Origin of the sequence: Corynebacterium sp. LK10, assembly GCF_008042455.1 — a bacterium.
GTDB classification, from domain to species: domain Bacteria; phylum Actinomycetota; class Actinomycetes; order Mycobacteriales; family Mycobacteriaceae; genus Corynebacterium; species Corynebacterium jeikeium_D.
In genome coordinates this window covers 95,537-115,289 of sequence record NZ_NOVT01000005.1, presented here as the reverse complement: position 1 = coordinate 115,289, position 19,753 = coordinate 95,537, and the positions used below count along the sequence as shown (strand labels likewise).

General features: G+C 60.0%; 13 protein-coding genes and 1 pseudogene. 11 read left to right on the top strand and 3 right to left on the bottom strand.

What is annotated here, in order from left to right:
• A complete protein-coding gene (locus tag CHU70_RS02430) occupies positions 1–3,591 on the top strand; it encodes an alpha-(1->3)-arabinofuranosyltransferase family protein (protein ID WP_147719433.1) in 3,591 nt (1,196 codons plus the stop codon).
• Between the two features lie 6 nt (positions 3,592–3,597).
• Here the strand turns inward: CHU70_RS02430 and CHU70_RS02425 are convergent, their stop codons facing one another.
• Entirely contained in the window at positions 3,598–4,878 is a 1,281-nt protein-coding gene (locus CHU70_RS02425; protein ID WP_049171762.1) for an acyltransferase, read from the bottom strand.
• 196 nt (positions 4,879–5,074) lie between these two features.
• Here CHU70_RS02425 and CHU70_RS02420 point away from each other — a divergent pair, with 196 nt between their 5' ends.
• On the top strand, positions 5,075–6,235 hold the full coding sequence (locus tag CHU70_RS02420; RefSeq protein WP_048734381.1) for a DUF3068 domain-containing protein: 1,161 nt from the start codon (positions 5,075–5,077) through the stop codon (positions 6,233–6,235).
• An 81-nt stretch (positions 6,236–6,316) separates the two neighbouring features.
• Positions 6,317–8,149, top strand: a complete 1,833-nt coding sequence (locus CHU70_RS02415) for a hypothetical protein (protein WP_070437232.1) — start codon at positions 6,317–6,319, stop codon at positions 8,147–8,149.
• On the opposite strand, the gene CHU70_RS02410 is transcribed toward CHU70_RS02415, so the two are convergent.
• A complete protein-coding gene (locus CHU70_RS02410; RefSeq protein WP_147719432.1) occupies positions 8,129–9,307 on the bottom strand; it encodes a glycosyltransferase family 4 protein in 1,179 nt (392 codons plus the stop codon). The two genes, CHU70_RS02415 and CHU70_RS02410, sit on opposite strands and share 21 nt — an antisense overlap.
• A 93-nt stretch (positions 9,308–9,400) precedes the next feature.
• On the opposite strand from CHU70_RS02410, the gene CHU70_RS02405 reads away from it, so the two are divergent.
• The 6 genes and pseudogenes from CHU70_RS02405 to CHU70_RS02380 all read left to right on the top strand — a co-directional run bounded on the left by CHU70_RS02405 (position 9,401) and on the right by CHU70_RS02380 (position 15,485).
• Entirely contained in the window at positions 9,401–10,264 is an 864-nt protein-coding gene (locus tag CHU70_RS02405) for a bifunctional 2-polyprenyl-6-hydroxyphenol methylase/3-demethylubiquinol 3-O-methyltransferase UbiG (RefSeq protein ID WP_242451349.1), read from the top strand.
• 171 nt (positions 10,265–10,435) lie between these two features.
• A pseudogene (locus CHU70_RS02400) lies at positions 10,436–11,505 on the top strand (iron-siderophore ABC transporter substrate-binding protein).
• Between the two features lie 122 nt (positions 11,506–11,627).
• A complete protein-coding gene (locus tag CHU70_RS02395) occupies positions 11,628–12,548 on the top strand; it encodes an iron ABC transporter permease (RefSeq protein WP_070437322.1) in 921 nt (306 codons plus the stop codon).
• Complete coding sequence (locus CHU70_RS02390) at positions 12,545–13,600, top strand: iron chelate uptake ABC transporter family permease subunit (protein ID WP_049171768.1); 1,056 nt, start codon at positions 12,545–12,547, stop codon at positions 13,598–13,600. The genes CHU70_RS02395 and CHU70_RS02390 overlap by 4 nt, the downstream gene beginning before the upstream one ends.
• Before the next feature lie 36 nt (positions 13,601–13,636).
• The gene (locus tag CHU70_RS02385; RefSeq protein ID WP_049171770.1) at positions 13,637–14,443 is read left to right on the top strand and encodes an ABC transporter ATP-binding protein; all 807 of its coding nucleotides are present in this window, start codon (positions 13,637–13,639) and stop codon (positions 14,441–14,443) included.
• 40 nt (positions 14,444–14,483) lie between these two features.
• Positions 14,484–15,485, top strand: coding sequence for a siderophore-interacting protein (locus CHU70_RS02380; protein ID WP_147719431.1), 1,002 nt, complete (start codon positions 14,484–14,486; stop codon positions 15,483–15,485).
• Between the two features lie 42 nt (positions 15,486–15,527).
• Here the strand turns inward: CHU70_RS02380 and CHU70_RS02375 are convergent, their stop codons facing one another.
• Positions 15,528–15,881, bottom strand: a complete 354-nt coding sequence (locus CHU70_RS02375; RefSeq protein WP_070595687.1) for a VOC family protein — start codon at positions 15,879–15,881, stop codon at positions 15,528–15,530.
• 205 nt (positions 15,882–16,086) lie between these two features.
• On the opposite strand from CHU70_RS02375, the gene CHU70_RS02370 reads away from it, so the two are divergent.
• Together CHU70_RS02370 and CHU70_RS02365 are read left to right on the top strand one after the other, a co-directional pair.
• Positions 16,087–17,322, top strand: coding sequence for an acetyl-CoA C-acetyltransferase (locus tag CHU70_RS02370; RefSeq protein WP_070841187.1), 1,236 nt, complete (start codon positions 16,087–16,089; stop codon positions 17,320–17,322).
• 74 nt (positions 17,323–17,396) lie between these two features.
• Entirely contained in the window at positions 17,397–19,628 is a 2,232-nt protein-coding gene (locus CHU70_RS02365; protein ID WP_147719430.1) for a 3-hydroxyacyl-CoA dehydrogenase NAD-binding domain-containing protein, read from the top strand.
• Positions 19,629–19,753: the final 125 nt, after the last annotated feature.

Here is a 19,753-nt window from a genome sequence, read left to right as displayed (position 1 = left end):
ATGCCCACCTTTGTTCGAGCGCGTAAGCGCGTGCTTGTACCTTGGTGGGTTTTGCTGTGCCTGCTGGCATTCATCCAGTCCCCCGGCAAGACTGTCGCTGACACAAAGCACGACCTGACAGAAGACCCCATCGGGTTTTTGTCCGCCTCGCTCAACATGTGGTCAGACACCATGCCGCTGGGACAGCTTCAAAACCAGGCATATGGCTATCTCTTTCCACAGGGCGCATTCTTCGCCCTGTTCAGTTTGCTGCCCGATGTATTAGCGCCCGGCTGGATCATCCAGGCGCTGTGGTGGAGTCTTACTCTCTGCTTGGCTTTTACCGGCGCATATCGCGTGGCTGAAGCTATAAGCGTCGGCACGCATACCTCTCGCGTACTGGCGGCGTTGTTGTACTCGTTGTCGCCGCGGGTGATTACGACGTTGGGCGCGATTTCGTCCGAGACCTGGCCCGTAGCGCTGGCACCGTGGATTCTGCTTCCGCTCCTGCGGGTCGCGGCCCGGCGCGAGGAACTGCCCTGGCGCGCGACTGCCCGCGCCGTATTGCTGTCCGGTCTAGCGGTACTGTGCACTGGCGCGGTCAATGCGGTCAGTACAGCGGCGGCTTGCATCCCCGCAGGTCTAATGCTGCTCTTCTTCGCTTTTACGGGGCCTCGTCGCGGGCGTGCGTGGGCGATGCTCGGCGGTTGGCTGGCTGCGTGTGCAGCGGTCAGCATGTGGTGGATTGTGCCTCTACTACTGCTGGGCAAGTACTCGCCACCGTTTACGGACTACATTGAGTCCTCCGGCGTGACCACTCGTTGGTTGAGTCTCGGCGAAACGCTCCGCGGCTCCACTTCGTGGACCCCGTTTGTCTCTTTCGAGCGAGTCGGCGGAAATGCTCTGGTCGCGGAGCCCATCCTCATTTACGCCACTCTGGCTGTGGCGGCGATTGGTCTGCTTGGCTTGGTCATGCGCTCACTGCCGCTGCGTCGGATGTGGCTGATGATGCTGCTGATCGGGCTTGTCATCGTGGCGGCCTGGACGGAGCCATTCGGGCTGGTGTGGGAATCGGCTCGAGAGGTGCTCGATTCCACGCTCGCAGCAGTACGCAACCTGCACAAATTCGACACAATTGTGCGCCTGCCACTTGTTATCGGCTTCGCTCATGCGACAGCCCAGCTGCCATGGCCGTGGCGAGAGCCGGCGAACGAGCACAAGAACGAGACGGCGAGCGATTCAGCAGCCACTGGCTGGCAGCAGTGGCTGCACCCTGAGAAGCACCCGCGCGCTATCGCATCGATGCTGGTTCTGGTGGTTATCGCCAGTGCCACCGCACCTACGTGGAGCGCACGCCTCGCTCCGGCAGGCGGTTTTTCCGAGGTTCCGGGCTACTGGCACGAAGCGGCCGACTGGCTGAATGAGCAGGGCGAGGACACCCGCACGCTGGTGATGCCGTCATCTCCGTTTGCTGATCAGACATGGGGCAATACTCGCGACGAACCGCTCCAGCCGCTTGCCGACGTGCCCTGGGCCGTCCGCGATACCGTGCCGCTAGTGCCCCCAGAGGCGATTCGCGGCCTCGACGGTCTGCGCAATTCGCTGACTCGGGGCCGTGAGGTACCGGCACTGGATGCCACCCTGCGCAACAATGGCATCGGCTATGTGCTGGTCCGCCACGACTTGAGAGTTACCTCGAGGGGCGATTCGCCGCGCGCCATCACCTCCACGCTGCAGGACTCCCCGACCATGGAAAAGGTGGCGGAGTTCACGGACGAGGACGGCCATACCGCTATCCAGATTTGGGGCGCGGGCCCGAAGGAGCTGCGCAATCACGCCCTTTCGCCGCGGTTGGTGGACACTACACAGGTGCCGCTGGTCGCCGGTGGTCCTGAAGTGCTCCCGCGGCTTGATGAGGTCGATTCCGATGCCCCGGTGCGCATCCTGTCCGGTAAGAACGCCGGCACTGTCACCGACACTCCCGCACGCCGCGGCCGCAACTATGGTGAAGTCGTCGGAGCGGAGTCGGCAATCCTGGCCGAAGACGAGGACTCATATGTCCGCAACCTCGTTCCGGACTACCCCGTCGCGGGACTGCCACTGACGCAGACAGCAACGGGTCGCGCCACAATTGAGGTTTCATCGTCGGCCTCTGAGCCATACAACGTCGGTGGTGCATCGGCTGACCACTCGGTCAACGCAATGCTCGACGGCGACACCTCTACCTGGTGGGAACCCCTGGCAGGCAAGAGTCAGGCTGAGTGGGTCAAGCTGTCGTGGAAGGAACCGACCGATAACGCAGTGCTCAGCCTGACCGGTGCTCGCGTTCCGGCGCAACTGCGCATCCAGACCGATACGGCTTCCAGCTCCGTACAGTTGGTCCCGGGTGAGACGACCCACATTCCGCTGCCCGGCGGCAAGACCACATCTGTGCGCATCACAGCAAAGATTGCTCCTGTGGGGTTTGCTATCTCCGAGCTAGGACTGGTGATTCCAAAGCGGGACACTGGCTTCGACGCATTCGAATCCACCAACTCCGATTCCGATGAAGAGGCGGGACTTTCCGCCGAGGATATAGCAGAGGACCTCACGCCGGTTCGTGTCCCGGTGGTACCGAATTCCTCGTCGCTGGCTCAGCGTTGGGTCTTTGGCCAGGAGATTCACGAGGGCACGCTGGTGCGCCTGTTCACCGTTCCGAAGCCGGTAAAGGTGAAGGTCGATGCTGATACCTGCCGCAGCAGCATCGGAGACCCGTGGGCCAGCCTCCAACGAGGTGACGGTTCTGATCACCGCGAGCTGACCTGTGGTGAAGAGATTGAGCTCTCGCCGGGGCCATGGCGCATCGATGCCAAGTCCGATTGGGTATCGCTCACCTCGACTGGCTACTTCGCGCCGTCAGCCGAGCAGCAGAAAGCCACGCCAATCGACCTGAACAGTCCTATTGACCCTGCCGACCACGATCGCATCGTGTGGCTGCCAATCTCTGTCAATGCCGGCCACGAGCTTCGTGTCGGAGGTGCCGCCATGAAGCCGGTAACGGTCTCTGGTTGGCAGCAGGGTTGGACGATTCCGGCTGGAATTGGTGGTGCAGTCGAGCTGACCTATCCACCGCAGCAGACCTGGCGTACTGGAATCCTCGCAGGCGGCGCACTCGCAGCTGTGTACGCACTGGTCGCTGTGGGGCTGGCTTTCGCTTGGCGACGATTCGCTCTCACCACCCCGATTCCCGCATCTTCGCTGGGCAATGACTTGCCGCGGGCGGCTATTGGCATTGCGGCTGCCGCGACAGTGACCCTGGTATCCAGCTGGCCTGGCGTGGTCGTTGCCCTCGTGGTGGTTGCCGCTACCCTTGGTGCGGTTTTCTGGGCACGGAAGCGTGGGGACGTCGTCAAACCATGGCTGAACGTGCGAAATGCACTAATTGTGGCGCTTGCTGCGATGATGTCGATTGCGGGCTTGGTGCTGGCGGCGAACCCATGGCCAAAGGATGACTACGCCGGTGCCGGCTGGCCGCTTCAGTTACTGCTGACGGCGGCGCTGACGATCGTGGCGTGCTGCTCGATGCTTTCCGGTGGCGGTGCTGATGACGACACCGACAACACCGCTGATTAAAAGCCGTTAGCGGTTGACCCAGACGCGTGCGAAGAAGCGGCGGGCAGGTTCCTCGACGAGCGCGTAGGAGGCGGCGGCCACCGGAATCGACAGTGCGACCGTGACAATGGTGACACTGAGCAGATGTCCGGTGAACAGCTTCACGCCAAGCAGCGGGAATGCAATGGAGAGCATCGCCACGTGCCAGAGGAAGATACCGTACGACCAGCGCCCTAGCGCCTGCATGATGGGGTGTTCAAGGAAGCGAGACTCCGGCGCTATCGTCCAGGGGCCGATGATGGCGGCACCGAAGACCAGACCGCACAGCAGGCGGCGGGTGAATTCCCAGTTGGTGAGCTCGACTAGCCCTTCGGGACCCAGGTAGGAAGCCAGAACCAGCGCACCAACGGCGATCGCCAGCCACAGCGAACGGCGGCGTGCCCAGCGCTGCATGGTCTCCACCTTCGCGCGGGCGGCATCGGTATCGACGCCCTGGAGCGATTCCAGCTCGGCGAGAATCATGCCAGCTGCGAACCAGGAAAAGTAGGCAATCGGCTGAATATGCGGGTTAACGCCTTCTGGGTACGGCAGTGGCAGGTAGGGCCAGCCGAAGCTCAAGATCGCAAGCAGGGAAATTGCCACTATGCGGCGCCCCTGCTGGCGATGCGGGTCCAACCGGCTAAGCCCAATGGCAAACAGCGGCAGCGAGATGTAGAACGCGACCTCCACCGACAACGACCACAGGTGCGTCAACCCACCGTGCAGCGAGCCGGAGAAATACACCTGTGTCAGCGTCAGATTTGTTAGCCAAATCTTGAGATCCGCGCCGCGCCCCACCGGCAGTGCGATGAGCACAATAAGCACTAGCACCCAGTACGCGGGCATAATGCGCGCGACGCGCTTCTTGTAGTACTTCGCCCAGCTCTTCTTCCGTCCGCCGTCGGCATCGGACAATGCTTTACGACGGGGAATTCCGCCGTAACCCGAGCGGTGAGAACGCCACAACAGGAATCCGGACAGCACGAAGAAAACGGCCACGAAGAAGTCGAAGCGGCCGAGGATGCGCTCCCACAGGGCTCCCACATCATGCCCGGTCTGGAATGCGACGTGCGTGCCGATGATGCCCATCGAAGCCACAGCTCGCAGGCCCTCCAGCGAAGGCAGGAAGCCTGGGCGGAATGTGGTGGCAGAGCTCGATGCAGTGCTGGATCCCGAGCTGGATACAGTGTTCGGCGTAGAGTTCGGCACAGAGCTCGACACTGTGTCTTGCCCAGCGTTTGGCGCTGCCGCATATGCCTTGGACGTCATAGTACTTTCTTACACGGATACCGGAATGAGTAAAATCACTTGTATTTTATTATGAAATAAGTCCTGTTCAGGCCGGTTTTTCCAAAACTCTTTTGTTTTCCCGACAAGTTATTTTTAAAAAACACACCACATAACTCCTAACTTCCTGCTAGGTTTTGCAGCAGAAAGTTACGTACAGTTAAAGGACTATCCGCTGATGAAGAGAACTCTCGGACATGCACTGATTATTATCGGTGCTGCATTGATTGTCATTGCCGTCCTTCTGCCAACCTTCCTGGTGCCTCGCCTCCGGGTCATCCCACTTGACACTGTGAGCGATACCATCACGGAGGTGCGCGACGGCACTCTGTTGGACTCCAGCCAGCTGGGCAAGAATGAGCCAACGCCAAACCGCAAGAATGACCCGCGCTGCAAGGCAGAGACGGACGAAGAGAAGCGCGATCTCCCGGTCCACTGCTTCATCAACGACAAGACTCCGATGCAGTCGAAGCGCCACGTTGAGATTGAGGAGCCGGCTGACGACAAGATTGCAACTCTCCAGGTCGGTACCACTCTGCTGCGCGATGACCGCGAAGAGCCGAAGAACCTCATCAATGCGACCCTCGACCGCATCACTGTTGACCGCAGCACTGCGTACCCGGTAGATGACCCGATCTCCAGCGTTGCTATTAACGCACCGCAGGGTGGTTCGGACACCAAGCCGCCGACGTTCACCCGTCCGGGCATCCAGTACCAGTTCCCGTTTGGTGCTGAGAAGAAGTCCTACCCGTACTACGACGTCCAGGCGATGCGTAACTTCGAGATTGACTTTGTCGGTGAGGAAACTCAGGATGGCGTCAAGGTTTACAAGTACTCCATGACCATTCCGCCGCAGAACCTCTACGAGTCCCTGACCGAGCACTTCACTCGCGACGGCCGCAAGCTCACCGAGGCTGACAAGTCCTCGCTGGCTTCCATGCGCCTGAGCTTCCCGGCTCACAAGTGGGGCCTGGAGGGTGACGACGACGTCGAGCTGGATCGTTACTACACCAACGTCCGTACTGTCCGCGTCGAGCCGACCTCTGGCGTGATCGTCAACGGTACTGAAGAGATGTTCATGTTCTACGCCAAGGACGACAAGGAAGCGGAAGAAATTGCTTCCAAGGCTGGCCGTGAAAAGGAGGCCAAGGAGCAGAACCGTACCGCGATGAAGTACACCGCTCAGTGGGACGAAGGCTCCAAGGGCCGCCAGATGGACCGCGCTAAGGAAGCCCGTAAGTCGCTGACTATCGGTGGCACTGTCGCACCGTGGATTCTCGGTATCCTCGGCCTGGTTCTCATCGTGATTGGCTTCCGTGTTCGCAGCAAGTCCGCCTAAGACGCGAAACTACGGTGCCACAGGCTCTCGCTTACCCTAAGTTTCACTGAGGAAAGCGAAAAATAATTTAATATAGGGCACGTGACACAACGTTTCCGCACTACTCTGACCCAGTCGGCTCACTCTCATTCGGAGCGAGTCGCCTGGGTTTTTGTGTTGTCGTGGATTCTCCTGCTGACCGCTGCCGTGTGCTGGCCGCTCTTTGTGCCCCACAAGGCCCCGGCCGATGGTCGCTTTGGGGCACCGATGTTTCTGCTGCGCGACATGGTCATCCCCAATCACCCACCGCTTACCGACGCGGCCCTGGGACTCGGCCCCGCTGCGGCACGAGCTGTTCCGCAGGACACCGCACTGTGGGCACTGGGCTACTTTGTGGATGCCAGCCATTGGGTGCGCTTCGGCATGGTGGGCGCCTGTTTGATTGGTGGTCTTGCAGCTGCTGAGCTCGCCCGCAGGTTCACTCGCCACGGCTCGGGCACCAGTAGCGCATCCGGTGCGGGCCTTGTACCCATGACTCCGAGCTTAGCCAGCCAGCTGATTGCACCGACGATGCTGCTCTGGAACCCGTTTGTGGTCGAGCGTTTGCTCCAGGGACAGTGGTCACTGGTCATCGCCGTATTGCTGCTTCCGGCAGTTGTTCTGGCAACGCAGATGGGTAGTGCCTTGTGGCGCACCAGCGCAATTGCCGCTGCGGGTCTCACGCCGACCGGTGCCCTTTTGGCTGGTATCACCGGCATTGTTACCGCTCGCAATAGCCGCGACCGCGCTTGGATTGTGGCCACAACAGTAGCGGTCAGTTCACCGTGGCTAGTGGCATCTTTGCTGAACCCGAGTGCAGCTGGGTCCTCCGATGCGGCTGGCGCTGCCGCATTTGCGGCCAGAGCAGAGGCACACGTCGGCACGCTCGGCAGCCTGTTGGGATTGGGTGGCATCTGGAATAAGCAGGCTGTGCCACTGACGCGCGAGGTTGGTTTTTCGGCGATTATGGTGCTGGCACTCCTGGTGCTTATGGGTCTGGGATTCCGTCGTGCCTGGCATTCGCAAGAGCGCTGGCGGGGGCTGATTATCACTGGCGCCACGGCCATCATGCTCGTCGCTCTCGCCGCAACAACGCCGGGCATTTTGATGATGGGTTGGGCGCTGGAGCACATCCCGGGCGCGGGCCTGCTTCGTGATACGCAAAAGTGGATCGCGCTCGCCGTCCCCGCCTATGTCATCCTCGCCGCAAGCGGTGCGGAATACCTGGCACGCCGCGCTCGCGGGGCCACCGCCAACATCGGCCAGTGGTTGGCTACTGGCGTCAGCGCGCTCATCATCATCGCCGCTGTCCCCACGCTGCCCGCCGATGTCGCTCCACTCCGCCCCATTCCGTCATGGGAAGGCTGGTCGGCGGTTTCCGGTGTGGTCGCGCTTGACGACGATCGCGTTGCGGTTCTACCTGCCGGTTCTTACCGCATTATTAATGGGCGTCCTGTCCTCGACCCGGCTACGAAGATTTTGCCCGCTCCGGTGGTGAGCTCTGGCGAACTGATTGTCTCTGGGCAGTCGGTGTCTGGCGAGGGAGCCACAACCGTTGAGCGCACGCTGCTCGGTGGTGCGAAGAGACACGAGGAGCTTGAGTCTGCGCTCCAGAGTCTTCGAGACCAAGGCGTTGGCTGGGTCCTAGTGGAGAATTCGCCCGGCAACTTCGGCGACTCCGCTGACATTGTGGCAGCGTTAGACCCCGTCTATGAAACACCTGACCTGCAGCTATACCATGTCCCCGGCGTTATCGAGCCGGCCACACAACCAAGCCAGGGGGCCTATGCAGCTGCGTGGACAGCCTTTGGAATCTGGACTCTTTGCCTACTCGCTGGGCTGCTGGCGGGGCTACTGACTGGAGTAATGGAAGCGCTACTGCCCCGCCGCAGGTAGCAACTTATCCAGTGTTGGGTTTTCCAAGACATTCAGAACTGCCTCACCGGTCTTGTCCCAGCCAAATTCCGCGGCACGGGCGACGCAGGCCTTGGACATTGCGCGATGCAGTTCGCCGTTATCGAGAATCTGTCGTGTCTTGGCAATCAGGTCAGCTTCATCGCTGGCCAGCAGGCCAGTTTCGCCGTCGTTGACCGAATCGCGCAAGCCCGCCGAGGAGCGATAACCGACCGTCGGCACGCCGTGCTGCGCTGATTCGATGACGGCGAGCCCCCAACCCTCCTTGCGAGAAGGCATCAGGTGCAGACACGCCTTGGAGAGGATGCGGTGTTTGTCCGCCTCGGTGACCTGCCCGTGGAAGACGACGTGGTCCGAAACGCCCTTGTCACGGGCATATTCCACGAGGTTGTCGTGCCACCACCCCGAGCCAATAACATCGAGAATCGCACCTGGACGATCTTGTACAAGATCTGCAAGCACATCGATGGCGTGCTCAATCTGCTTATGCGGAACCAATCGCGACAGCGTCACCAAATGCGGTGCTGGACCGTCGCACTCGGATAGGTCCGCCATGATTTCGGTCGACTGCAACTCCTCCGGAATCGGGTCCACACCATTGCGGATTACCGCGATGCGCCCCGGCGACACTCCAAGTTCTACCAGTTCAGCGGCACTTGGCTCGGAAACTGTGATGTAGCGGCAGCGGCGGTGAATCATCGGCGACAGACGCGACTCGATGAACCACCCAAGCTTGCTAATAATCGGCCCTGCCACTGGCCACTGTTCACGGTGGCAGTGATGTGTCAGCAGCACCGTCGGCGCGCCGGAGAAAATCCGCGCGAAAAAGGGGACACCGTTTTGGGTATCGACCACGACATCCGGCTTGCCGCCGAGCGCCTTGGCAATTGGCCCCACGCCAAATCTAGCCCCCAGCATCGCGGTCCAGGAGCGCACGTAGACGGAGAAGTCTCCACCAGCGCGGGAGAAAGTCACGCCGTCACGACGCGAAAGGGCCGGTGCTCCTGCATAGCTGGCCGTGCGGAACACCACAGTGTGACCTTGGTCGGCAAGGTAACCTGCGACGCGCTCCAAATAGCGCTCACTACCTCCACCTTCGGGATGACCAGTGTCGCGCCAACACAACAGTAAGATTTTCATAACAATATGAGCCTAACGCTCGGCGCGGCTTTCGTTGCCGCTTTAGCTCAAATCCATACTCCCAAACCCAACCAGTCCATTAGATTGTTTGACGTGACCAGCTTTCGCTTTCCCGCTTTTATCGTCCCGCCCGCTCTGAAAGAGCTACGCAGCTTTGCTACGCTGTCGCGCTCATTCGGGCTGCTCAACGACTTCAAATACGAGCAAACCGATCCCGATATCTTCTACGGGCACCTGGCCGAGGACACCATCGGTCTCCTAGAAGGCATCGCAGCTGGGGCGGATGGTGCGGCGGGGTCGGCGGACGCCGGGGAGACAACGGGCGCGTCGTCAAGCGTTACGACGAATACCGCACTGCGCGGCAAGCGCATTCTTGATGTCGGCGGCGGCCCTGGGTACTTTGGCCGCGCATTTGCCCAGCGTGGCGTGGAGTATTACACCTGCGAGCCAGACGTGGGTGAGATGGCGGCGGCGGGGATCAAGCTGGAGTCGTCCGTACGCGGATCGGGGCTGGAGCTGCCATTTCGCGATGACGCCTTTGACCTCACCTACTCGTCGAATGTCGCCGAGCACGTGCCCGAGCCGTGGACGATGGGCGAGGAAATGCTGCGCGTGACCAAGCCGGGCGGGCTGGTCGTGTACTCGTACACCATTTGGTACGGCCCGTTCGGCGGCCACGAGATGGGGATGACGCATTACCTGGGTGGCGACCGCGCGCGGCGCATGTATGAGAAGAAGCACGGCAAGCGACCGAAGAACTATTTTGGCGAGTCCCTGTTCAAGGTCGGTTGCGGTGAAGGATTGAAGTGGGCGCGCGCTGCCGCGGAGGCCGGCGACTGCGAGCTGCTGGCCGCTTTCCCTCGCTACCACCCGTGGTGGGCCTGGTGGATGGTGCACGTGCCGGTGCTGCGCGAGTTCGCGGTGTCGAACCTGGTGCTGGTGCTGCGGAAGCGGTAGGGGGTTCATAGAGGAAGCCTTTAGAGCCCCTGAACGCAAACCGTCACCCTAGCCCCCCAATACCACCCCTGCTTTTAGGATAGCCTGCCCTTTGTTACTGTTTCCGACATTCGGTAGAATGCTGGGCTCGGGAGTACTCAACGAGACTCTTCGCACAAACAAAGGACCTACATGAACAAAACCTTCAGGACCCTGACAATCGCGGTGGCCAGCGGAGCCATCGCATTCACCATGGCAGCCTGCGGAAGCAGCGACACGAGCAGTGAAAACAACGCCAGTAGTGTCAGCGCCTCGGACGCCAACACACAGCTCCCTGTGACCATCAAGCACGCGTTCGGCGAGACCACTATCAAAGAGGCACCGCAGCGAATCGCGACTGTCGGCTGAGCGAACCATGAAGTACCGCTTGCTCTGGGACAAGTGCCCGTTGGCATGAGCAAGGCCACCTACGGTGACGATGACGGCGATGGCATCCTCCCGTGGGTTGAAGACAAGCTGAAGGAACTCGGCGCAGATTCCGGCGACAAGAAGCCGGTGCTCTTCGATGAAACCGACGGCATCCCGTTTGAAAAGGTCGCAGACACAAAGCCTGACATTATTCTTGCTACTTACTCCGGAATTTCTCAGGAGGACTACGACACGCTCTCCAAGATTGCGCCTGTCATTGCCTACCCCGACATGGCATGGGGCACATCATTGGAAGACATGATTCTGATTAGCTCCAAGGCGATCGGCAAGGCCGATGAGGGCAAGAAGCTGTCCGAGAACTTGGACACCACTATTGCCGACGCTCTTGAGAAGTACCCGAACCTCAAGGGCAAGAAAGCACTCTTTACCTCCTTCGGTGGCAGCTCCGACCCATCAAAGCTTGGTTTCTACTCCACCGAAGATCCACGCATGGGATTCCTTGTAAACCACGGTCTTGCAGCACCGAAGATCGTCGAGGAACAGTCCAAGACTGCTGACAAGTTCTGGGTTGAAGTCTCCACTGAGAACCCGGAGCAATTCGATGACGTCGATGTCATCATCTCCTACTCCTCGGGCGATAAAGCCGAGGATGAAAAAACGTCAAGGATATGCAGGCGGATCCACTGCTTTCCAAGATTCCGGCGGTGAAGAACGGCAACATTGCCTTCCTTGAAGATGGCCCGCTAGGAGCCGCCTCGAACCCCTCACCGCTCTCCATCCCTTGGGGCATCGACCGTTACTTCGCAGCGCTTAACGAAGGATTGAAGAAGTAATAGTGCCAACCTCAGTCCATGCTGCTTCAACAAAGTCCACTCCCCCTCCTTCGACGACCACCAAGTCAGCTGTATTTGTTCTCTTGCTGATACTTGGACTGGTATCGGTGGTCCTGTCGGTTATGTTCGGCATACGCAGTATTACGTTCACCGAGGCGCTTTCCGCCTTAGGTGGAGCTACCGACACCGCGGGAGAAGCTGCAGCGTGGACACGCATTCCGCGTACCGTGCTGGCACTGTGCGCGGGTGCAGCGCTCGCCACCTCGGGCGTAGCCTTTCAAGCTGTTACTCGAAACCCGCTTGCGGACCCCGGAATATTCGGCGTTCTTGCTGGCGCTTCTCTAACAGTTGTTATCGGTATCACCTTTTTCAACATCAGTCGCACACTGCCGACAATGCTAGTTGCGTCAATGGGCGCCTTCGCAGCTGCAGTGTTTGTCTACTGCGTGGGATCAATCGGCCACGGCGGAGCCACTCCACTCAAGCTAGCTCTTGCTGGAGCTGCCACGGCCGCCGCCCTATCTAGCTTGACCAGCGCCATCTTGTTGCCGCGCGCCGATGTCATGGACGAATTCCGCAACTGGCAAATCGGCTCCGTCAGCGGTGCGCAGTGGGAATCACTGACGGTCGCTTTCCCGTTACTTGGGCTCGGGTTCGTCATCGTCTTTTTAACCAGCAGCGGCCTCAACGCACTCTCCCTTGGCGATGATGTCGCCACCAGCCTCGGCATCAACTTAACCCGCACGCGAGTCCTGGCAACACTCGGCGCGGTGCTGCTCTGCGGGACCACCACTGCCGTCACCGGTCCGATTGCCTTCGTCGGTCTCATCGTCCCCCACGTACTCCGGATGATCCTTGGAACCGACCACCGCGTTCTCATCCCAGCAAGCGCTCTGGCAGGAGCAGTATTGCTCACGCTTGCTGACACCGTCGGGCGCCTCGTCGGTGACCAATCCGAGATTGCTGTCGGCATCATCATGCCCTTCCTCGGAGCTCCACTGTTTATTTGGATCGTGCGACAGACAAGGATGCGGGAACTATGACAAACCTCGCCCCCGAAACGCGCCCGCAGAATAGGGCCAGCGAATTAGCGACCGCTATCCAAGAACAACGCGGTCACGCCCGAATTCGTTTTACGCTCACATTATTGGTTCTAGCAGCGATTACGGCCGTACTGTGGCTGCTGAGTCTCATGCTTGGAGATTCCTTCTATTCCCTTGCCGATGTCATCGGCGTCATTCGCGGTGACACCGTCCCCGGGGCATCTTTCACAGTGGGAGAGCTACGCCTACCACGCGCCACGATTGCAATTGTCGCCGGCTTCGCGTTTGGCGTATCAGGAACAATCTTCCAAACGATGCTGCGAAACCAGTTAGCCTCACCGGACATTATCGGTATTTCCGCTGGTGCGGCCGCTGCTGGTTCGACCATGATTGTGCTGTTTCAGGCCTCTCAGACTGCCGTGTCAACGGTGGCGCTGATGGCGTCGTTAAGCGTGGCCGCTCTGACCTACCTGCTGGCGTTGAAATCGGGATTTGCCGGCACTCGCCTGATCCTGACGGGAATCGGCATTGCGGCGATGCTGCAGGCATGGACCACCTACGTGCTGTCGAAGGCTTCCGCGTGGGATCTGCCGACGGCCACACGTTGGTTGACTGGATCGCTGAATAACATCTCGTGGGAGCGCGGATTACCGCTGGTTATTACCGTTCTTGTCGTAACACCGCTGCTCTTGATTGGCGCGCACAGGCTATCAATCTTGGAGCTTGGCGACGACATCGCCACCTCACTCGGACTGCGCGTGAACCTGCTTCGCGGAGCTCTTATTGTCGGCGCCGTCATGCTCATCGCAGTGGCGACATCCGCAACCGGACCAATCTCATTTGTCGCATTCATGGCAGGCCCGATCGCGATGCGAATCTTTAGGCCCGGCGCGAACCTCATAGTGCCATCTGGATTGGTTGGAGCATTCTTGGTGCTTGTCGCAGATTTAGCCGGCCAATACCTCTTCGGCACGCGTTATCCCGTCGGAGTTATTACCGGCGCGCTCGGAGCACCCTTTTTGATCTATCTGCTCGTCAGAACATCTCGATAGCTGCGCTTTGTTCATCAAACCAAGGAGTCACTCACCGTGTCCGCACAACTGAATGCTCAGTCCCTTACTTCTGGATATGGGGAAAAACCCATTGTGAAAGACCTGACTTTGTCATTCGAAGCAGGCAAGATTACTTCGATTGTCGGACCAAATGGTTGTGGCAAATCAACGTTTCTACGTACGCTAGCTCGTTTGATTCGGCCATCAGCTGGATCCGTCGAGCTGGACGGCAAGGAGCTAGGTTCCTATTCTTCCCGCGAATTGGCAAAGCGGCTCGGGCTGCTTCCGCAGACCCCTATCGCTCCTGACGGCATCACTGTCGCAGACTTAGTCGGCCGTGGTCGAACCCCCTACCAGGGAATTCTGGGTCGCTGGAGTTCAGCCGACTACGACATCGTCGCCGAAGCTATGGAAGCTACCCGAGTCGCAGACCTCGCAGGGCGGTGCGTCGAAGAGCTCTCCGGCGGCCAGCGTCAACGTGTGTGGATTGCAATGGCACTCGCACAACAAACCGATGTGCTGCTTCTCGACGAACCTACAACCTACCTAGATCTAAAACATCAACTAGAAGTCCTGGATCTACTAACTGATCTCAATCAACGCCGAGGCACCACCATCATCATGGTGCTGCACGACCTCAACCTGGCTGCTCGGTATTCGGATGTTCTCGTCGCCATGCGCGACGGACGACTGCATTCCGCAGGAGCGCCTGTCGACGTGCTCACACAAGAGCTGACCCGGGAGGCGTTCGACCTCGAATCGCTGATTATTACCGATCCGGTCTCAGGGCTACCCACGGTTACGCCCATTGGGCGCCACCACTCGAAATTAGCCCAGTACTAGCTCAGTAGATGTAAGTAACTCATCAGATTTAAGGATTCCCATGGGATACCAGCCACACCGCGTCCGCGTTGCCCGCACGCAACAGATTTCCCCGCACTTTCAGCGCATAACACTTCACGACGTGGAGAATGTCGGGCCGAAGGACACGATTCGGGACCTCCGTATCAAAGTCATTATCCCAGCCGCTGGTCAGCTTCCAGAGCTGCCGGAGGAGAATTGGTTCGCCACCTGGAAAACCCTTGACCCCGACACTCGCGGCTATGTCCGCACGTATTCCATCCGCGCTTTTCGGCGCAACTTGCCAGACGACGCTCCCGATGAACTCGACATCGATTTCGTGCTACACCCCGATGCCGCTGGGCCAGCGTCTGCATGGGCTTCAAAGGCACAGATCGGCGATGAGCTGCTCATCATCGCACCGACACGAGATGATGAATCCGGCAGCGGCATCGAATTCGCCCCTGGAGCTAGTAGTCGCATCGTGATGCTTGGAGATGAAACTGCCTTACCTGCAATTGCGAAGACCCTGGAGGAATGGCCAGCGGGAGTGCAGGGAGAAGTGTTTATTGAGGTTCCATGTACAAGCGATGCCCAGAAGCTAGAGGTGCCATCTGGAGTCTCGGTGAAGTGGCTGGCGCGAGCGGAAGATGAGCACGACACTTCGGGCGAGCTGCTGTACTCCAATCTGGTGAAGCTTGTCAGCAATGCGCTAAGCCCGGTCTCACAAGAAGCACTGTCAAACGTTCTCGAGGGGAATACGGCGGCGACCACTACGTCGACGGGCGAGGATGACCCCAGCTTTCTGGTGTGGGAGACCCCAAGCTATTCACAGTCGGGTGAAGATATTTCCAATTCCAGCGGCGAAGACAAGGCCAACACCGAATCTCCGAATCCGAGGCTAACCGGGACTTACTTTTGGATTGCAGGTGAGTCTTCAGCGGTGATTCGGATGCGGAGGCTGCTGGTGAAGGAATGCCACGTCCCGAGGAAGCAGGTGTCGTTCATGGGGTATTGGAAGCGGGGTCAGGCAGCGAAGGGATAGCAAGAAATGCAGTGCTAGCAATCGCTGCAGGCCGGATCGTCACTACGCAGGCTCGACTGGAGTCCACGCGCCGAGCTCGTGACCTGCGGGCGTCGTGAAGTAGAAGCGACGACCGCCTGGGAAGTCGTACGGTTCCTTCGTAATTGTGCCACCCGACGCCTTGACCTGCTCGTATGTGGCATCCAGATCCGACACCCGGATGAGTGGCATGATTGCGCGCGTTGGATCCTCGGCGTTAACGCCACTGGCGGTGCCGGAATCTCCAGTGTCGGCGTAGTCGTCGCCGTACATGGCGTAGGTCCAGCCGAAAACGGATGAGAAGAAGTCGCGGACTGTGTTCAGTTCTTCAACGGAAGAGGCGGGGAACTCGATGTAGTCGATGCGGGAGTCGCTCATGAGCCAAGTCTAGGAGAATTGGAGGAGCCACAATCGCCACCTAAAAATACTTATGTAATTACCCCCGGTTTCTCACATAACCGCAGGTGGGAGACTACAGGGAGTCAACTTTCTCCCCAGTACCCCTCAAATCACCCCCGGCAATCCGGCATTCGTTATAGAGTGACGCACGACACTTTACGACGAATCTGTGAGGTAAAAACACATGACTTCCGCCACCATTCAGCCGGGCGGCGAAGCCTTCATCTACGAGGCAATTCGCACCCCGCGCGGCAAGGGCAAGAAGGACGGCTCCCTCCACGAGGTACGCCCGGTATCACTTCTCGTCGGCCTCATCGACGAAATTCGCAACCGCTTCCCGGAGCTGGATGAAGAACGCATCAGCGACCTCATCGTTGGCTGCGTCAGCCCGGTCGGCGACCAGGGTGCGGACATTGCCCGCACCGCAGCACTCACCGCAGGTCTGCCGTACCGCACCGGCGGTGTCCAGATCAACCGCTTCTGCGCTTCAGGCCTCTCCGCCATCAACTTGGCTGCTCAGAAGGTCCGCTCCGGCATGGACGAGCTCGTCCTCGCCGGTGGCGTCGAATCCATGTCCCGCGTGCCAATGATGTCCGACGGCGGCGCAATGGCAATGGATGCACAGGTCTCGTTCGCAACTGACTTCGTCCCGCAGGGTATCTCCGCTGACCTAATTGCATCGCTTGACGGCTTTGACCGCGAGTCCCTCGACGAAATGGCAGCACTCTCCCACGCCCGTGCCGCAACGGCTTGGTCTGAGGGTCGCTTCGACCGCTCCGTCGTCCCGGTCAAGGACGCTAACGGCCTGACCATCCTCGACCGCGATGAGACCATCCGCGAGGGCGTCTCCGCAGAGTCCCTGGCCGGCCTGCGCGCAGCCTTCACCATGATGGGTGAGCAGGGTGGCTTCGACGCAGTTGCACTGAAGAAGTACCCGCAGCTCGAGCGCATCAACCACGTCCACCACGCAGGTAACTCCTCCGGCATCGTCGATGGCGCTGCACTGACCCTGGTTGGTTCTGAGAAGGCTGGCGCAGACATGGGGCTGACCCCGCGCGCACGCGTTGTCGCCACCGCCGTCAATGGTGTCGAACCGACCATCATGCTCACCGGTATCGAGCCAGCCGTCCGCGAGGCTCTGGCCAAGGCCAACCTGACGGTCGACGATATCGACGTGTGGGAAATCAACGAGGCGTTTGCCGCCGTCGTCAAGCATGCTCAGCAGAACCTGGGCATCGACTACGAGAAGCTCAACATCAACGGCGGCGCGATGGCCATGGGTCACCCGCTGGGGGCAACCGGTGCCATGATCACCGGCGCCGCAATCGATGAGCTGCACCGCACCGGTGGCCGCTACGCCCTCATTTCGCTCTGCGTGGCTGGCGGCATGGGTGTTGCAACCATCATCGAGCGCGTCTAAAGCAAACCGGAACGAAACTCACAGCGACAATTACCGCGGCCACACCGCGATAACCACAAAGGACTGACTGATTTATGAGCACAGATAACATGTTCCGGTGGGATCAGGACGACGCCGGAATCGTCACCCTCACCATGGATGACCCGAATGCACCGGTCAACACCATGAACAAGACTTTCCAGGACGACATCCGCGCCACCGTGGAGCGCCTGGAAAACGAAATTGGCGACGGCTCTGAGACCTCCATCAAGGGCATCGTCATCACCTCTGCGAAGAAGACCTTCTTCGCAGGTGGCGACATCAAGCAGATGTCCAAGGCCACTGAGGACGATGCAGCTGACATGTTCAACATGGTCGAGGACATGAAGGCCTCCCTGCGTCGCCTGGAGAAGCTCCCGGTGCCGATTGTTGCCGCCATCAACGGCGCAGCACTGGGCGGCGGCCTCGAGGTCGCGCTGGCTGCTAACCACCGCGTTGCGGCTGATGCCCGCGGTTCCAAGATTGGCCTGCCAGAGGTCACCCTCGGTCTCCTGCCGGGTGGCGGCGGTGTCTCCCGCGTCGTTCGCATGCTGGGTATTCAGGACGCGCTGATGAAGGTCATTCTGACCGGCGCGCAGATGAACCCAGGCAAGGCCCTCGCAGCTGGTCTCGTTGACGAGGTTGTTGCTCCGGAGCAGCTCATTGACACTGCTCGAGCATGGCTGACCAGCGAAGATGCCAAGGCCGCACAGCCGTGGGACGAGAAGGGCTTCAAGATTCCGGGCGGCGACCCGAAGACTCCTAAGTTCGCAATGAACCTGCCGTCCTTCCCGGCAAACCTGACCAAGCAGCTCAAGGGCTCCCCGATGAAGGCTCCGCGCCTTGCGATGCAGGCTGCCATCGAGGGCTCTCAGGTCGACATCGACACTGCACTGCGTATCGAGTCCCGCTACTTCACCGAGCTGGTCACCGGCACCCAGTCGAAGAACATGATGCAGGCGTTCTTCTTCGACCTCAACCACGCTCAGGGTGGCGGCTCCCGTCCACTGCAGGCTGATGGCACCCCGTACCCGAAGCGCGAGTTCAAGAAGGTTGCCGTCGTTGGTGCCGGCATGATGGGCGCAGGTATCGCCTACGTTTGCGCAAAGGCCGGCATGGAAGTTGTCCTGAAGGACATTTCCCTGGAAAACGCCGAGCGCGGCAAGGCCTACTCCGAGGGCCTGGAGGCCAAGGCCCTCAAGCGCGGTCGCACCACTGAGGAAAAGTCCGCAGCGCTGCTGAACCGCATCAAGCCGACCGAGTCCTACGACGACCTGTCCGATGTCGACCTGGTCATCGAGGCCGTCTTCGAGAACACCGACCTCAAGCACAAGGTTCACGCCGAGATCGAGGCCGCAGTTCCGGAGACCTGCATCCTGGGCTCCAACACCTCCACCCTTCCGATCACCGAGCTGGCTTCCCACGTCAAGCGTGAGAAGGACTTCATCGGCCTGCACTTCTTCTCCCCGGTGGACAAGATGCAGCTGATTGAGATCATCTCCGGCGACAACACCGACCCGGCTATCCTCGCCGCTTCGCTGGACTTCGCTGTTGCAATCCGCAAGATCCCGATTGTTGTCACCGACTCCCGCGGTTTCTACACCTCCCGCGTCATCGGCACCGTCATCAACGAGGCCCTGCGCATGGTCGCTGAGGGCTACGACCCGGCCATCATCGAGGCCGCTGGTCGCCAGGCTGGTTACCCGGCACCGCAGCTCCAGCTTGCCGACGAGCTGAACCTCAAGCTCATGGAGAAGATCGCTGGCGAGACCCGCGCTGCCGCCGAGGCTGCAGGCCAGACCCTGGACGAGGGCGGCGTGCCGGCTCTGGTAGAGGCCATGCTGCACAAGTTCGAGCGCCCGGGCAAGCTCGAGGGCAAGGGCTTTTACGAGTACGTCGACGGCAAGCGCTCCGGTCTCTGGCCGGGCCTGTTCAACGAGCTCCGCGAGGAGCTGAACATCACCCCGATCGCTCCGGAGGACACCGACCTGCAGGAGCTGGTCGACCGCATGCTCTTCATCGAGGCCATCGAGACTCAGAAGTGCGTCGACGAGGGCGTTCTGCTTCACGACGCCGACGGCAACATCGGCTCCATCTTCGGTATCGGCTACCCGGCCTGGACCGGTGGTACTCGCCAGTTCATTAAGAACTACGACGGCGCCACTGTTATCGACCCGGCCGCAGCTCACCCGGAGCGCCGCGGTGTCGCAGGCTTCGTCGAGCGCGCCGAAGAGCTGGCCGCTAAGCACGGTGAGCGCTTCAACGCTCCGGAGTCCCTGAAGAAGTAGGACTACCCCGAGCGCACCCCGGTTGCTGGAATTGTTCCAGTAACCGGGGTTTTTCGCCTTCGAGGCCACGTCAACGGCGTAGCACCGCTGAACGCACCAGCGCGCCAACCCCAATTCGGCCTACC

Bases quoted from the DNA above. Each gene is read 5' to 3' on its own strand.
- CHU70_RS02430 (WP_147719433.1), top strand. From the start codon at position 1: ATGCCCACCTTTGTTCGAGCGCGTAAGCGCGTGCTTGTACCTTGGTGG.
- CHU70_RS02425 (WP_049171762.1), bottom strand. From the start codon at position 4,878: ATGACGTCCAAGGCATATGCGGCAGCGCCAAACGCTGGGCAAGACACA.
- CHU70_RS02420 (WP_048734381.1), top strand. From the start codon at position 5,075: ATGAAGAGAACTCTCGGACATGCACTGATTATTATCGGTGCTGCATTG.
- CHU70_RS02410 (WP_147719432.1), bottom strand. From the start codon at position 9,307: ATGAAAATCTTACTGTTGTGTTGGCGCGACACTGGTCATCCCGAAGGT.
- CHU70_RS02395 (WP_070437322.1), top strand. From the start codon at position 11,628: ATGTTCGGCATACGCAGTATTACGTTCACCGAGGCGCTTTCCGCCTTA.
- CHU70_RS02390 (WP_049171768.1), top strand. From the start codon at position 12,545: ATGACAAACCTCGCCCCCGAAACGCGCCCGCAGAATAGGGCCAGCGAA.
- CHU70_RS02380 (WP_147719431.1), top strand. From the start codon at position 14,484: ATGGGATACCAGCCACACCGCGTCCGCGTTGCCCGCACGCAACAGATT.
- CHU70_RS02375 (WP_070595687.1), bottom strand. From the start codon at position 15,881: ATGAGCGACTCCCGCATCGACTACATCGAGTTCCCCGCCTCTTCCGTT.
- CHU70_RS02370 (WP_070841187.1), top strand. From the start codon at position 16,087: ATGACTTCCGCCACCATTCAGCCGGGCGGCGAAGCCTTCATCTACGAG.
- CHU70_RS02365 (WP_147719430.1), top strand. From the start codon at position 17,397: ATGAGCACAGATAACATGTTCCGGTGGGATCAGGACGACGCCGGAATC.